Source organism: Magnetococcus sp. PR-3, assembly GCF_036689865.1.
Taxonomy (GTDB): domain Bacteria; phylum Pseudomonadota; class Magnetococcia; order Magnetococcales; family Magnetococcaceae; genus Magnetococcus.
The window spans coordinates 1-15,099 of record NZ_JBAHUQ010000021.1 but is presented as its reverse complement, the minus strand read 5'-3'; the positions used below and the strand labels follow the sequence as shown (position 1 = coordinate 15,099).

Genomic DNA, 15,099 nt, shown 5'->3' with positions numbered 1-15,099 from the left:
GCGATGATGTGACAAATCGTGGATTTTTTCAGCCCCAAGCTTGGCGCTATGTAAAACAGCTTATCTTCATCACCCTTACGATGTTTGTCTCAGCCGTATGCTTAGGGCTCTATCTGATTGCGCAGGAGAATTTTCCCCTGTACCTGAAAGATTATTATTTTGATGCTTTGTTGCACCATAAAATGACCCACCCCAAAGCCCCTGTTGATGTCTTGGTGGTGGGGGATTCTACGGCACTCAATGGGGTTTTGCCGCAAACAGTTACGGAACATACCCAGCTTTCCGTCTACAATGGCGCGCTGATCTCTTGGGCTGGGATCGATGCCCAGGTCATGGTGCTTGATCGATACTTGGAGCGTTTTCCTCCCCCAAAAGCTGCGGTGCTGGTTCTCTCTCGCAACAGTCCAACCTTTCACCACCTCTACGAAAAATATCAGTTAGCCATTGCCAACTGGCGCTATCGGCCCCTCAACACAGAAAAGATCCAGTTTCTCCGGCAACACCCTGAACTACTAGGAACCCTAATGAAACATCTGGGTTATATCTTTTTATTAGGCAAGCTGGATGTTAGCGGTGCGTACTATCAAAAGCAGGCGGCATTAATGGCCCCCTTAAAAGGGGCCAAAGTGTTAAAAGGCACCCGACTTAAAAAAGATTGTAAACAGAGAACCTGGCAAGAGATGCCTAACCTGAACTACCTCTCTGAACTTAAAAAGAACTACCGCGAACGTGGTGTTAACTTGCTGATCTACATCTCTCCCATGCCTGAGTGCGATCCTGATCTGGCCAATTTTTCAGACTATTATGCACAACATGTCGATAGCCCACCTTTTTATATGAATGATGCAAACTTCCGTGACCGTCTGCACTTAACCGGTGATGGCGCCAAAGCCCACTCCAAGCATTTTGCCCAGTGGTTAAACAAGGTTCGCCTAGAGCAGCGTTAAGTCACCCGACACCTTGCAGGGGCTGTTGAGACATGAAGATCCATACCGTTGCGAACTCAGTATCAAAAGTGGCGTCTAAGCCATAACGGCAAAGCACTCTCTACTCCGTTGGTTTGAGAGGCATACCATTGAGGAGCAACCATGTTTTACATGATTAAAATATAATCCATCACATGGCTCATTTTAGCGCTGTATCTAGCTCTCCCTATGCCCCAAGCTCAAGCGGGGGAACAAGCGGTCGCCACCTTTGCTGGCGGGTGCTTTTGGTGCGTTGAACATGATTTTGATGCGGTAGAAGGGGTTATTTCCACCACATCAGGCTATATTGGCGGTCATGTACAGACCCCCAGCTATCGGCAGGTCTCCTATGGGGGCACGGGGCATACTGAAGCGGTAAGAATTGTCTATGACCCCAGCCAGGTCAGCTATGCCCAACTGTTAAAACGGTTCTGGATCGGCATTGACCCCACCACGGCCAACGCCCAGTTTTGTGACCATGGCGACCAATACCGACCTGAAATTTTTACCCACACATCCGCCCAGAAAAAAGCGGCCTTGCACAGCCTTGAAAATTTGAAACAGAGCAAACCCTTTAAACAACCTGTTGTGGTTGCCATAACGGATGCAGAGACCTTTTTCCCTGCCGAGACCTATCATCAGGACTACCACCATAAAAACCCTGTACGCTATAAATACTACCGTTTTCGCTGTGGGCGAGATCAACGCCTAGAGGAGCTGTGGCAAGGCTATGATGCAGAGCAACTGATCAAAGGGTTGGCCTCTTAATCAGCTTAAAGCCCGTATCAACTGGCCCTGACATCACTCGGGGAAAAAGGTTTGGCATACCTGTACTTGGGATCAACGAAATTAAGCGATTAACCCATACCTGTAACACCCTGAATGGCGGTCAGACGTTGCCACACTTTACCCAGCAGTTATCTGCTGGGTAACAAGCTTTACGCGTGTAAAATCACAACGGCTCAAAACCATGCTTAAACGCCCAACCATGGTATGACTGGGTACAGGCGCAAGCCGTACACAGACCGGCCTGTTCGTTTAAAAGTGTGTGGATGTAACTTTGTTGGTTTATCCCTTGCTCAAACCGTATCATTTTATACGAGATCGGTTACCTGCAACAGTGCAGGCACACAGGCAACGTTACCGCACGGTTGCGGATAAATGCCTTATTTGAATAAGGCCCCTACAGCCGTCATAGCCAAGATTATGGGTGGAAAATGGATCGTATTATCATTGTATCTCTGATAGGGCTCTTCACATGGTGGATATTTTGGAGTCTGTTCAAGCCATCGAACACCAAACCAAAAACACCCTCTATCGAGAAAAAAACCGCTGCCCCCGAGCAGATTGAACAATCTGTGGAGACTGCACGGTCACAACGCACTGAACCCATTAGAATTGATCTAAACCTCACCATAAACTGGGAGGAAAGAACCATTACAGAGACCAAGGCATTGACCAGTGCACCAGAACTTTTTGAAATGAATATTACGTTCAACCAAACAGATGCAGAACCTTGCAAAAACTCAGAAGCCGCGTCATAACCCCCACCCCAAACATGCCCGAAGACATTGGTTAAACTACCCGATTAAAAGGGGGGGAAGAAAGAGGGGCCGCTGCTGCTCAATTCTCTCTCTTTAAACGCAGACGGTATGCTCAGACCTTTAGTCAATTGCTTTGATATGAAAAACGTAAGCGTACAATAAGGTTGGCCCCTTTTTATTCCTACTTGGCCTCTGCCCCAAGCAAGATAAAGAAAAGCCAGTTCCTGAATGACAGAGGACCCTGGCTTTGATTTACGACGTATCCAATAGCGCCGTAAAGCCCTCCCTTTTTTTCAGGAGAGACGCCTTTAAAATCATAGTGACACCGGGGTGACTCTGCTTTCGCTCTGCGGTCATCGCAAAATATTCGGCAACCACCTCATTGGTACGCCCAATCACCTCAACGCCATACTGTTGCGCGATATTACCTTCTAACAGTGAAGGGGCGCAAAACAGCCCAACACCGGCCTCTCCAAAAGTTTTAAGCAGTGCACTGTCATGACATTCTGCAACAATTTTTGGCTTTACCCCCAACGCTTCGAACCACCGGTCCAAACCACTGCGTAGCGCATTGCCTGTCGTCGGCATGAGCATTGGAGCGTACGAGAGAATGTCAGGAAAAGGTTGAGGGTAGTGAGCCAGCAAATCGGCTACCGCAAAAAACGAGAGACCACTAACACCAAGAGAGTGCGACTTTACCCGCAGATGAATACCCGGCATGGGCGGGGTATCTGCCAGGACCATATCCAATTTATGCAGGGCTAAATTGGCCAAGAGCTGATCGAGTTTGTCTTCATCACAGATCAAATGCACGTTTTGATCACTTTGAAGCACGGGCTCGAGAATACGGTGTGTAATCCGCTTAGGCACCACATCCGCAATACCGACACGAAACCTTAATGGACGCTCAGAAGGTACGCCGGATAAGACGGTAGAAAGCTCCGTACCCAATAGAAAAATCTCATCGGCATACTTCAGTGCCAAACGTCCTGCATCGGTCAATTCCAGTCGGCGACCAACCCGATCAAATAACGCGACCCCCATTTGAGATTCCAAATGCTGGATCTGCGAGCTCAACGTTTGGGGGGTTAAACGCAGCTGCTTACTGGCTGCTGTGACACTGCCTACATGGGCCACTTTCCAAAAATAGTGTAGATGCTTGTAGTTCATTTAATCGTTCGAATTTTTCTGATGATTTGTATGATATTTTCGAATTTACATGATATCACGCCCTACCCTACCATGACCATGTGGTTAAAACCGGCAGAGACTAAGCCATGCTAACCTTAAGCACCCATTTATGCTGATAGGGAAATAACGATGAAACGCATCATACTGTTTATCTTAACCAACCTGGCCATTATGGCGGTATTAATGGTTGTGGCACAGATCCTTATAAACGTACTGGGCATTCAGCAAAGCTCAATGCTTGGCATGCTTCTTTTTTCTGCACTTTTTGGTATGGGTGGATCTTTTCTCTCCTTAGCCATGTCAAAATGGATTGCCAAGCGCTCAACAGGCGCTCGGGTTATTGAGCATCCATCCAACGCCATGGAGCAATGGCTGGTCAATACCGTGAGTAAGCAGGCTAAAGCTGCTGGCATTGGCAGACCAGAAGTCGCATTATATGATTCACCAGATATGAATGCGTTTGCCACCGGCGCGAACAAAAACAAGGCACTGGTCGCCGTAAGTTCAGAGCTACTCCGTACACTGAGCAAAGAAGAGGCTGAAGCCGTACTGGCCCATGAAGTTAGCCATATTGCCAATGGAGATATGGTTACCTTAGCCTTGATCCAAGGCGTCTTAAACACATTTGTCTTTGTTCTGGCGCGTATGATTGCGGGTGTGGTGGATCTCTTTTTATCTGGAGATGAGGATGACGAAGAAGCAACTGGAACAGAGGGCGGCCTGACCTATTTTATCGTCTCATTGATCGCTCAGATCCTTCTGGGCATGCTGGCAAGCATCGTTGTCATGTGGTTCTCTCGTAAGCGGGAGTTCCGGGCCGATGCGGGTGGGGCGGCACTGAGTAGCCGTCAATCCATGATCTCCGCTCTGGAACGTTTAAAGCAGAGCGCTGGACCATCTCAGTTACCTTCTGAGGTCGCTGCGTTTGGTCTCTCGAGCTCGACCAATGGCTTCATGCACCTTTTCTCCACTCACCCGCCGTTGGAAGAACGCATAAATGCATTAAAACAGGCCCGTTAGCCGCCTGATATTATTAAGAAGGAAATGGAAAATGAATGCGAAGATTAAACAAATGCTGCACAACCCGGCAGCCAGCGGAATCCTGATTTTTCTGGCGGCCATGGCAGCCATGGTGGTGGAAAACTCGGCTTGGCATATCCATTACGACTCCTTCCTCAACATTCCTGTCGCGGTGCAGTTTAGTGACCTTAAGATCGCCAAACCTCTCTTGCTGTGGATTAATGATGGATTGATGGCGGTCTTTTTTCTTCTGGTTGGGTTGGAGCTTAAACGTGAGTTCCTTGAAGGAGAGCTCGCCCATCCTTCCAACGTCATCCTACCGGTGATCGGTGCCATTGGTGGTATTGTGTTACCCGCAGGGATCTATATTTTGCTTAACCAAGGCAACGCTTCAGCGTTGGAAGGGTGGGCCATACCCACCGCCACAGATATTGCCTTTGCATTGGGTATATTGGCGCTATTAGGCAAACGAGTTCCTGCTGCACTCAAGCTGTTTTTATTAACTCTTGCCATCATTGATGACTTGGCAGCCATTGTGATCATTGCGCTGTTTTATACCAGCGACCTCTCCATCAACTCACTTATCGTTTCTGGTAGTGCCCTGACGTTACTGTTCCTTATGAACCGCCTTGGTGTAAAAGGGGTTGCCAGTTATATACTCGTGGGTCTGGTGCTCTGGGTCGCGGTACTTAAATCAGGTGTGCACGCAACGCTGGCTGGTGTCGCGCTGGGCATGGTCATCCCCCTAAAAGGAGACCCTGGCGAGCCCTCCCCTCTGCATCAGCTGGAACACGATCTCCACCATGTGGTGGGGCTGGGTATTCTGCCTCTGTTTGCCTTTGCCAATGCCGGTGTCTCCTTACATGGTCTCAACCCCTCTGTGCTATTAGAGCCTGTCCCTCTGGGCATTGCATTGGGTCTGTTTATGGGTAAACAGATTGGGGTCTTTGGGTTTGTATGGATTGCGATTAAGAGTGGCTTTACCAAACTACCCCCTGGCTTTACCTGGGGGCAACTCTACGGTGTCGCCCTGCTGTGTGGGGTTGGTTTTACCATGAGTCTGTTTATCAGCTCTCTGGCCTTTGAACATAGTGGAGTAACGGTCATTTCAGGTGTGCCAGATGTAGGCAGTGCCCGTTTGGGTATTCTCATTGGTTCCATTATCTCTGGTCTGCTTGGCTATATTCTTTTGCGCCTCTCTCTTCCCATCCCACCGCAAGAGAAACCTGCTGAGTCATGAAAGAGACCACCGTCAATAGCTGCGGGTACACACAATAAATGTGTACCCGCAGATCCATAACGGTTTAGCCACACCTTCCCAGAACAGACGAGCTTTAACTGACCAAACAACTCTTTAATGGATCCAGCTGGAGCTCAAGGCGAGACCAATCCACCACGTCATCTATACCTTGTAATCCGAAGGTTAGAGCAGAGCATGAGTGGCGGGAAAAGCCTATGGCTATACGTTGCGACAACGGCCCTGAATACACCCGTGTGGTGCTTGTAGCGTGGGCTAAGAAATGTGGGATTTGGATTGAATATATTCAACCTGGCAACCCTCAGTAGAACGCCTATATTGAAAGATACAACCGGACAGTTCACTACGATTGGCTCAGTTATTACCTGTTCACATCAATCAGAGAGGTCCAAGAGATGGCGACTTCATGGTTATGGCGCTACAATCATGAACGACCGAATATGGCCATTGGTGGTATAACGCCTAACCAAAAACTGGCTATGGCTGCTTAACTCTACTTTTGAATGCCCCTAATAATGGGGGGAATACCATTTTCCATTATTTGATCAACGGCTTCAGAGAGTTGACTGGTATTTATTTCAGGCAAATGGGTCGAACGGAGAATGGATTGCTTGATTGATTCTTCACTTCTATAGCACTGAAATTCAGAATAAGTCCGGAATAAGTTTATGATTTGACGTGTGCATGTTAGCCGAACTTAAATCTAAAAAAACGCTGCCCTACCCCTCTGAATGAACCCGGCGCGACCCCTTTTCCATAGGTTCGCTATAGGCAACATCATCCTTCAAATCTATTCCAAAACCCGCTTACGTTGAACGCATGGGTACCTTGTTCAGCCCTGGGGGGCTCGTCAGTTCCTATGACTATGAGGCCGCATAAACACCATTCCTGACACTTAGAATAGCCTATCTATCAGTATTCTACTAAAACACATCGGTCCATCTTTGGGTGCCCCTCAAGACCACCCTCAGGACGTCGGCAGCCTTAAGGTTCAATAAAGCTCTACCACCCTCATTCATGAACGATCCTGACTAAATAGAAACCGGTTTGATCTGTTCCAGATTGGGACGGCGATCCGCCCGGGACAACAAGGGGGCAAACCGTCCAACATGCTTTTCGTATTCCTGATGATAGAACTCAGGCAGAGGCTCTTCTTTGCCTTCATGAAACCGCCGGAAGGAGCTATCGCTTTCCAACCGTTCAACCATATCTCGATAAAAACTGGAGACCTGGGACTCTACCATGGTCAACAGGCGGTAGAACATTCTTTGGTTCCATTTGGGTATGGACTCCATACGGCGAGCCAACGCTTCATCCGAACTATTAACGGTCGAAATTTCGAACAGTTTCATGTAGTAGTCGCGGGGCGAATAGTTCTTGATGCGCATCATCAGATAGGGCGGCCTGTAAAAGCTGAATGGCATCTCGTTTAATATCCTATTCTCTTCATGCATTCGGTCAAAAAGAGGCGTACCGCCATAAGGTGACGGGAGATTAACCAAAGCCCATGTGAAGGGAACCTGACGGATGAATTCCTTGATACGTTCTACGGGTTCGTCCCCGGAATCGTGATCCAATCCAAAAATAAAGGAGGTGATCATGGTCAACTGATACTTCTGTATACCGTTAAAAAACTTGATGGTCTGATCAAATTTTTCCTGAGGGCTGCTACCACGCTGGAATCCCCCTTTCTTTAAATCCGCACTCCACGATTCAACACCAACCAATAAGTAGCCGTGGTTGGTCTCTTGCATCTTCTCTAGTCGAGAGGGGGTCAAGATGCCCTGGGAGGCTTCGAACATGTAGGGGACCCGAAGCGCTGGGGGGACCGTGCTCATAACCTTGTAGAGGCGCTCGAACTTAACAGCAAAGTTGGGCTCCCAAAAGCTTAGAACCCCCCCTTTAAAATGATCGGCAAGATAGGCGATATCCTTTTCAAAACGGTCCAGAGGAAGGGCCTTATAGGGTTGGTCCCAATCCGCGCAAAAATCGCAGGTATAGGGGCAGCCCGTGCTGGTGAGCGTGGGAATGACCGTTATAAGAGAACGCCACTTATTAAAAAAGTAGGCCGAAGCACGGATTTCCGGCGCCCGTTCTTCAATGGTCGGCACCTCCCCCAAGGGCTTGCTGCTGGAAATGTACTGTCCAGATTGGATCTCTCCACGAAGAATTTCGGCGATGAGGCTCTTATTGCACTCCTTGACCACCAGATCGAAAAAGCGCAGACAGTCGGCAGGGTAGGATTTGGCGTGAGGACCGCCAAACACTGTTCGTATACCGGCCTTGCGAAAGAGCTTACCCAGAGCGTAGGCAATGGGGCTGTAAATGGTTGAGCTGGAGATAAAGATAATATCTAAATCATCCGGGAAGGCGTTCTCAATCTTCCCAATGCCGTAATAAGTCTTGTAGTAGGTCTGATGCCCCAACTCCCTGCACCAAACGGCAATGGCCTGGGGCATGACACTGGCCAACTGCTTGCTGATCATGGAGTGATAGAGCTTTTCCTTCCAGGTGGGTGTGGTGAGATTCAATACCTCGAGAATACCCACTTTCATATTCAACTCCTGATGTTCGCGTTTGGGGTACGCGGCGGGTCGAAAAAGAGAGGGTGTGAACGCCATCGTGCCGCCTAATGATGGCGGCATCGACCTCTTCCGATTTTTTGCGCCCCTGCGCCGGGTTTATTGACTTTAAAAAACGCATATCGTAGGCCCTACCCGTTATTTTAGCAAAGTAAATAAGCCGTCATAAATGTGGGTACTCTAAAATTCCGGGTACTACCTTCACCCACCTGATGCACTTATTTTACCCTTTGGGATCACTAAAAAATGATGGGGCGACACGATTGTGGATACGTTATATGCGGACAAGGAATTCGGGCGGGGCAGTACCACGTCTTACGCACCCTATCCAATGGGTGCAGCTGAAGGGTAAATTGGACAAAGCGCGGCTGGTCTGTGAGATGTTTCGGCCACAATAGAGATCGGTGGGGGCGGTTGATTATGGCACGGCAGATCCACCGGAGGTGATGGCCAGGGTAACGCAGATATGCGAGATGCCCACGCTCGGGATGGGCGGTGTGATGCTCAAATGAAACAGATTTAAAGACCGGAGCACATACCATGAAATATGGAACTCTGCAGCATGGGCCTGACCGACAACCAGAGCCAAACCGGCATGATGTAAAGTGCGTGAGGTCACCGTGAATTTGGGTGCCGGAACCACAAAATATGAAGACTTCAGCTGCGCTGGCTTGTGGTCAATCGGTTTGAGGTACAGACCACCATACCTGGGACTGCAACTGGATGACCGGTTGGGTTACAGATCAGTACGGTCAGGCTATGCGGAAATCTCCATCAGCCTTGGAGGGTGGGCACTTATGGAACCTAGGCACAGTGCGGATTGGTCACCACCGTTGCAGCCTGCTTTTCCCCAGCCGTTTGCACCTTTAAAGGTGTCTGATCTGGTGGTGGAAACGCTATGACCCCGTACTAGATATCCTCCAGGGTGTAGTTGAGCACCTCCAATGGGATCATGCAAACGCCCCTACCCTAAGCAACCACTAGATCGTCAGCCTTGCTGATCGGTTGGACAGCTCAACTGAGCATATGGGCCACAGAGACGATTGTGAAAGGTGCTACCCAGACAAAGGATGACCCCATTTCTGTTCGCGACAACGCTGGCCAACTTACGAACCATGGGCAAGCCCTCACATTTGGTGGTGACAAAGGCCGGACGTTGGTTCGGGTTCTTCATGAAGCCTATCGCTCTTGTGAACCCAAAGTGCGCACCTAGATCGCGCTGGAAGCTATCGACTTTAAGCGAGATACATCAGCAAACGGCTCAGCGGCCGCAAGGATTAGAAGGCGTTCATCGGATACGGTGATGGATATGGTTGACTGAAGGTGTGAGCATCTTCAGTTTCACACACCCATCAACCTCACACGACAAAGCCATAGAGTCAAAAGCTTTGTACCGCTCTGAATTCGTTCATGGTACAAGCCACTGCACTTTAGGGGAACGTACACAGCTGTTAGAGACTATGGAGGAGAACAGAGAGATTATGATGGCCTGGGGAGCACAGCTGGAGAAGGATAGAATTTTCAGGTTAGATACTAAGCACTGAATTTATTAGCATCTTTCTGACAAAAAACCCTGAATCGATGCAGGCTCAAGGTTCTTCTTTTCTAAATGGTGAAGCATGCGCTTCCCAAATCAGAAAGACCTCACAACTTTTGTATTTTGCCTCAGGAGCGAATGGCCAATCCACAACGACACGTTAACATACTGCTTTATTTTATATATTGTATCCTCGCGCAACAAAGACCAACGTACTCATTCAAAAAAATCAGACTAATAGACCAAAATCTCGTATTTAGGGCTTGAACCACATAACAACTATACTCATACTCAGGAATCATGCAAAGCAGAATGCTAACTTAGGTCAGCACACTGCTTTGCGAGATTCGTCCACCCGCGCGGCAACGCGGATGACTTCACCAGATTGAGCCTGAACGTAATCAGGGCCGCCCAGAAGGGCAAGGAAAAAGTCGTGGCGATCTCATTGACACTTGACCCATCACACATATGGAGAAACTGGAATGAGAAGAGGTAACCAACGGTCTCTGCTTAGTCAGCAGGAGACAAAGGAGACACCACGAAAGTTGGTGCCCAATAGCTATCTGGACATCGCCCGACAGATGCGTGAAGGAACATTCACCACAAAGGATACGACCAAATCCTCCAGTCAGCAGCCAAACTGCAATACGATTGCCAATCCGATAGGGCGAGAATCATGCCGAAAACGGGGGGCTGTTCAACCCAGACAGAATGAGATGCAGCAGGCGCGGCAGATGCAAAAGCAGAGACAAGCCCGTTATGATCAAACACCCGATCTTTCCAAACCTCCCGTTTATGGATGGGAAGATATCGACCGAAACATGGAAACCACCCAGAGGGATGGCTGGTTCTCCTGGGTGAATCGGGTTCGTGAGGGCGGTGACTGGGATTATAAAGTAAGAGAAAAACCGGATGGTACATCATGGGGTGAGCGGGAACGGGCTGCCAACATCAACTATGGAGCCACCTGTGTGGTCGCGGGGCATAACCCGGAAACATGCATGAAGGCAGGTGGAGCTTTCCAAGCACTCAGTGACCTAAAAAATCTCCGCCGTCCGTTCAAAGACAGTTCTGGACGCCCATGGGATGATAACTTCAATAGCTGCATGGGTGAACCCACCGATGACTGCCGGCAAGTAGAAGAAGGTATCCGCTACGGGCTTGAGCATCTACGACGTAACAGGGGCCGATAACTTGCGTTTTCACTGAAACTGAATCTGGAAGGCCGTCCCCGTTGGGCGGCCTCCTTTTCCATAATATCAGGGGCTGATTACGATGACTCGATCTCTGCGATGGATACAGCGACACCCAGTTTTGACTGTATTTTTAAGCTTTTTTGGCTATGTCTGGATCAAATGGATGACCTTCTATCCAGACTGGTACTACATCTACTCATTCCCTTTAAAAAAGGAACAGTTGGAACAACTTGTTTCCATGTTTTACTCTGACAGTGCGAAGCACGAGGGTGTAATCATTAAGCCTAGGGACCTCTGCTGTGTTATTCGTCTTGATGATTTTGGTAGCCTACACAATGAGATTACCAGTAAGCACCTATCTGAAGAACGGGCTCGATACTATGCAGATATCATGCGAAGTGTCGGTGCATACCAGATACAATCCCTAGGCAATATACATGTCAACATAGGCATCGATTATTATTTTGTGGGAGGTTCAGTGCATTATCTATATTCCAAGAAGCCGTTAACCAACTGCGAACAGCAGCTTTTTGAAATCACGGGTGGCATGCCGGCATCCGACTGCACTCAGCTCGATGATCATTGGTACCTCTTCCACATCCGGGGCTGATTCAGAACAAAGCCTGCGTGTTCCGGCATATCCGTGGCTGACTCAGCCAATCCAGCTCCATTCACACCATAACTTCTCCAGCAGCCAGCTAAAATCCGATCCTATTCCGATTTGGGCTCTTTTTGGTCCCGACATCAGGCCACAAAACTTCAGTTCGACAATGCCCTCATCCCCGGCAACCATCAGGTGATCAATTTAACCGATGTATTGGACCAGGAACCACCCAATGCCCATTTGGATTTAAAGGCCATTGAGATGATGCTGGAAGGTGGTGTTCCTGTCGATGATGATCCCGTTTCGGTCAGCAACGACTCTGGTCGACTCACCATCCACGGGAAAACCCTCACATTTGGTGGTGGCAAAGGCCGGACGTTGGTTCGGGTTCTTCATGAAGCCTATCGCTCTTATGAACCCAAAGTGCGCACCTAGATCGCGCTGGAAGCTGTCGACTTTAAGCGAGATACATCAGCAAACGGCTCAGCGGCTGCAAGGATTAGAAGGCGTTCATCGGATACGGTGATGGATATGGTTGACTGAAGGTGTGAGCATCTTCAGTCAACCATATCCATCAACCTCACACGACAAAGCCATAGAGTCAAAAGCTTTGTACCGCTCTGAATTCGTTCATGGTACAAGCCACTGCACTTTAGGGGAACGTACACAGCTGTTAGAGACTATGGAGGAGAACAGAGAGATTATGATGGCCTGGGGAGCACAGCTGGAGAAGGATAGAATTTTCAGGTTAGATACTAAGCACTGAATTTATTAGCATCTTTCTGACAAAAAACCCCGAATCGATGCAGGCTCAAGGTTCTTCTTTTCTAAATGGTGAAGCATGCGCTTCCCAAATCAGAAAGACCTCACAACTTTTGTATTTTGCCTCAGGAGCGAATGGCCAACCCACAACGACACGTTAACATACTGCTTTATTTTATATATTGTATCCTCACGCAACAAAAAACAACGTACTCATTCAAAAGAACCAGACCAAGAGACCAAAATCTTGTATTTAGGGCTTGAACCACATAACAACATGGTGGGAAAACGAAAATCACAAGAACAGCCCCCCTTCACAGCCCACTGAGACAAAGGGGGAAACAAACTACTGGTACACAACAACCTGAAACCACACTTCATGGCGATAAGGGTTCACTAAAGCCAAGAGCATTACGTGGTACCTCCTTTTTTGGCGGTGCCGGGATGGATGGAGAGTATATTCAGGATATGGTTGCAGCTATGCGTGAAAAAGGCATTGCTCACCCACGTGCTGTTGATTCTTCGGTCTGGTCCCAAGGAAGCACCATCCTTGATGCGCTTCACTCAGGATGGCAGCGTAATCGGGATGTGCAAGATAGTAATTTCAGCAAATTTGGACACGAGGGTGAACAGTTTAACTTAGTTGGGTACTCTTACGGCAGTTTACAGGCCGCACAAGCCGCTATGGATTATGCTGATCAGGAAGAAACTGTCGACAATCTGGTTCTAATCGGATCACCCATTAAAAAAGCTTTCCTTGAAAAACTGCATCAACATCCAAACATTAAACATGTTCATGTTTTGGATTTAGCACACAGGGGGGACCCTCTTTATGCTGGCATCTCCACCCCTGAACTGATTCTTGGCTTAAGAAAGCTGGGGGTTCAATTTACATCAGATGATGAGCATGGCACCAAGGATGGGCACTTCGACTATACTGGCAACTCTAAAATGGCTAAAACAAGAAGGCGTGTTTTAGCTGAAACACTTAAAAAGCTAGGACTAAAGTGAAGATTGCTTCAGACAATATTTGGGCAAATGTCAGAAAAGGAGCAGGCCATATTGTTCTAGCCTGCTCCTTTTTCTATCTTTTACAACCATCCTATCTGACGCTGAAGAACGTTGCTTTTTTTGGGATAGGTCAGCAATCGACACCATCATCAGGCGTTGAATACCATTGGATCTACGTAATCATTTACGCATCAATGGCACTTATTCTTTTTATTATATCCAAACTCATGCTCAAAAGAATATCATCTGCACTATTAACCGTTTGGCTATGTGCCATCGCCATTATGTTTATGCAGTCATTTTATTATCAGGCCATGGTTAGGCACCTTGTATCAGAAGGTGGATGGTGCCGACCATCTGGCCCCAAAAGCATTAAAGCGATAACCGCCCCGCCCACCCCCATAAAAGCCCCCCAAAAAACGGTGCCACCGAATCACAATACGCATCTAACCTCCAAGTTACGGCGAGGCACCTATTTCTTTGGTGGAACCGGCATGCAAGGTGCGTATATTAACGGTTTTGTGAGCGCCTTGCGCCAAGCAGGAATCAAGCATACCTATGCTGTTGATGCCAAACGTTGGTCTCAAGGCTCAATTGTACGCGATGCCGTTTCCGTCATATTGCGTCGAGGTAGAGATACCAAACAAACTGATCTATCCCAATTTGGAACCCTCGGCACGCAGTTCAATCTGATTGGCTATTCATTTGGTGGGATACAAGCCTCCCAGGCCGCCCTGGACTATGCTGATACAGGGGGAAAAGTTAATCATCTTATATTAATTGGCGCACCCATCAGCATAGACTTACTTATCCAATTGAACAACCATCCAAGCATTGAATCAATCCACCTTATCTCTCTGAAAGACTATGGTGATCCCATATATTCTGGCATGAGCACACTAGAGCTACTCGCAGCAGTTCCAATGGTTGCAGGACAATTTCTCATGGCAGAATCAGCAGGTACACGCACAGGCCACTATTACTACTTGGGTCACTCTTTGCTGAGCCAACAAAGAAGATCCACCTTTGCCACACAGGCATGGCAGAGGGGGCTGAGATGAATCAATTCAAAACAATAATAAAATCACGTCTGTCAGGCATCGGCTTTATATTGATTCTATTTTCGTTGCTGTTACTACAAGTTCCTTTTTTCTTTAACATGCTGGATATTGCCAGGCATGGTATTCATAGGGATTTAACGCCAACACTTGGTGTAGAAGTAAGTTGGCTCATGGGTTTCGGATTTATTTTATCAAGTTTTATATTATTCATTGTCGGCAAACATATTTATCAAGCGCATACGACCTTATTGAACAATATATGGCTAACATTATGCGCAGTCTGTATATACCAGCTTATTCAACTTCACTGGATTGTCGTGGCACTTTCTTCCAGAAGCACTTGGTGTATCCCCTAGTGTTCCGGGCAA

At 48.0% G+C, this 15,099-nt stretch carries 12 protein-coding genes and 1 pseudogene; 11 read left to right on the top strand and 2 right to left on the bottom strand.

The genetic code is table 11. The features are described 5' to 3' along the window. The first annotated feature begins 8 nt into the window (after positions 1-8). From V5T57_RS12775 to V5T57_RS12765, 3 genes are all read left to right on the top strand, one after another. Positions 9-947: a hypothetical protein gene (locus tag V5T57_RS12775; RefSeq protein ID WP_332891612.1), complete on the top strand. Its 939-nt coding sequence runs from the start codon at positions 9-11 to the stop codon at positions 945-947. A gap of 207 nt (positions 948-1,154) precedes the next feature. Further along, positions 1,155-1,733 carry a peptide-methionine (S)-S-oxide reductase MsrA gene (gene msrA, locus V5T57_RS12770; protein ID WP_332891611.1) on the top strand — a complete coding sequence of 193 codons (579 nt, stop codon included), beginning with the start codon at positions 1,155-1,157 and terminating at the stop codon, positions 1,731-1,733. Positions 1,734-2,182: 449 nt separating this feature from the next. Next, a complete protein-coding gene (locus V5T57_RS12765) occupies positions 2,183-2,509 on the top strand; it encodes a hypothetical protein (RefSeq protein ID WP_332891610.1) in 327 nt (108 codons plus the stop codon). A 252-nt stretch (positions 2,510-2,761) separates the two neighbouring features. Here V5T57_RS12765 and nhaR read toward each other — a convergent pair whose 3' ends face one another. Then, positions 2,762-3,679 carry a transcriptional activator NhaR gene (nhaR, locus tag V5T57_RS12760; RefSeq protein WP_332891609.1) on the bottom strand — a complete coding sequence of 306 codons (918 nt, stop codon included), beginning with the start codon at positions 3,677-3,679 and terminating at the stop codon, positions 2,762-2,764. A gap of 150 nt (positions 3,680-3,829) precedes the next feature. Here nhaR and htpX point away from each other — a divergent pair, with 150 nt between their 5' ends. The 3 genes and pseudogenes from htpX to V5T57_RS12745 form a co-directional block, all read left to right on the top strand. Next, complete coding sequence (htpX, locus tag V5T57_RS12755; RefSeq protein WP_332891608.1) at positions 3,830-4,720, top strand: protease HtpX; 891 nt, start codon at positions 3,830-3,832, stop codon at positions 4,718-4,720. A gap of 31 nt (positions 4,721-4,751) precedes the next feature. Next, positions 4,752-5,960 carry a Na+/H+ antiporter NhaA gene (nhaA, locus tag V5T57_RS12750; protein WP_332891607.1) on the top strand — a complete coding sequence of 403 codons (1,209 nt, stop codon included), beginning with the start codon at positions 4,752-4,754 and terminating at the stop codon, positions 5,958-5,960. Positions 5,961-6,157: 197 nt separating this feature from the next. Beyond that, positions 6,158-6,469 (top strand): annotated as a pseudogene (locus tag V5T57_RS12745) (integrase core domain-containing protein); the annotation flags it as partial. 540 nt (positions 6,470-7,009) lie between these two features. Here V5T57_RS12745 and V5T57_RS12740 read toward each other — a convergent pair. Beyond that, positions 7,010-8,599: a B12-binding domain-containing radical SAM protein gene (locus V5T57_RS12740; protein WP_332891606.1), complete on the bottom strand. Its 1,590-nt coding sequence runs from the start codon at positions 8,597-8,599 to the stop codon at positions 7,010-7,012. Between the two features lie 1,980 nt (positions 8,600-10,579). Between V5T57_RS12740 and V5T57_RS12735 the strand changes: the two genes are divergently transcribed. The 5 genes from V5T57_RS12735 to V5T57_RS12715 all read left to right on the top strand — a co-directional run bounded on the left by V5T57_RS12735 (position 10,580) and on the right by V5T57_RS12715 (position 15,087). Further along, positions 10,580-11,290 (top strand): polymorphic toxin type 44 domain-containing protein, encoded by a 711-nt coding sequence (locus V5T57_RS12735; RefSeq protein WP_332891605.1) that lies wholly within the window; start codon positions 10,580-10,582, stop codon positions 11,288-11,290. 799 nt (positions 11,291-12,089) lie between these two features. After that, positions 12,090-12,332 carry a hypothetical protein gene (locus V5T57_RS12730; RefSeq protein ID WP_332891604.1) on the top strand — a complete coding sequence of 81 codons (243 nt, stop codon included), beginning with the start codon at positions 12,090-12,092 and terminating at the stop codon, positions 12,330-12,332. 771 nt (positions 12,333-13,103) lie between these two features. After that, entirely contained in the window at positions 13,104-13,670 is a 567-nt protein-coding gene (locus tag V5T57_RS12725; protein WP_332891603.1) for an alpha/beta fold hydrolase, read from the top strand. Beyond that, positions 13,667-14,731, top strand: coding sequence for a hypothetical protein (locus V5T57_RS12720; RefSeq protein ID WP_332891602.1), 1,065 nt, complete (start codon positions 13,667-13,669; stop codon positions 14,729-14,731). The genes V5T57_RS12725 and V5T57_RS12720 overlap by 4 nt, the downstream gene beginning before the upstream one ends. Then, positions 14,728-15,087, top strand: a complete 360-nt coding sequence (locus tag V5T57_RS12715) for a hypothetical protein (protein WP_332891601.1) — start codon at positions 14,728-14,730, stop codon at positions 15,085-15,087. Before V5T57_RS12720 ends, V5T57_RS12715 begins: the two co-directional genes overlap by 4 nt. The last annotated feature ends 12 nt before the right edge of the window (positions 15,088-15,099 follow it).

Excerpts from the sequence above, each read along its gene's own strand:
- msrA (WP_332891611.1), top strand. The coding sequence starts at position 1,155 with ATGCCCCAAGCTCAAGCGGGGGAACAAGCGGTCGCCACCTTTGCTGGC.
- V5T57_RS12765 (WP_332891610.1), top strand. The coding sequence starts at position 2,183 with ATGGATCGTATTATCATTGTATCTCTGATAGGGCTCTTCACATGGTGG.
- nhaR (WP_332891609.1), bottom strand. The coding sequence starts at position 3,679 with ATGAACTACAAGCATCTACACTATTTTTGGAAAGTGGCCCATGTAGGC.
- htpX (WP_332891608.1), top strand. The coding sequence starts at position 3,830 with ATGAAACGCATCATACTGTTTATCTTAACCAACCTGGCCATTATGGCG.
- nhaA (WP_332891607.1), top strand. The coding sequence starts at position 4,752 with ATGAATGCGAAGATTAAACAAATGCTGCACAACCCGGCAGCCAGCGGA.
- V5T57_RS12740 (WP_332891606.1), bottom strand. The coding sequence starts at position 8,599 with ATGGCGTTCACACCCTCTCTTTTTCGACCCGCCGCGTACCCCAAACGC.
- V5T57_RS12735 (WP_332891605.1), top strand. The coding sequence starts at position 10,580 with ATGAGAAGAGGTAACCAACGGTCTCTGCTTAGTCAGCAGGAGACAAAG.
- V5T57_RS12725 (WP_332891603.1), top strand. The coding sequence starts at position 13,104 with ATGGATGGAGAGTATATTCAGGATATGGTTGCAGCTATGCGTGAAAAA.
- V5T57_RS12715 (WP_332891601.1), top strand. The coding sequence starts at position 14,728 with ATGAATCAATTCAAAACAATAATAAAATCACGTCTGTCAGGCATCGGC.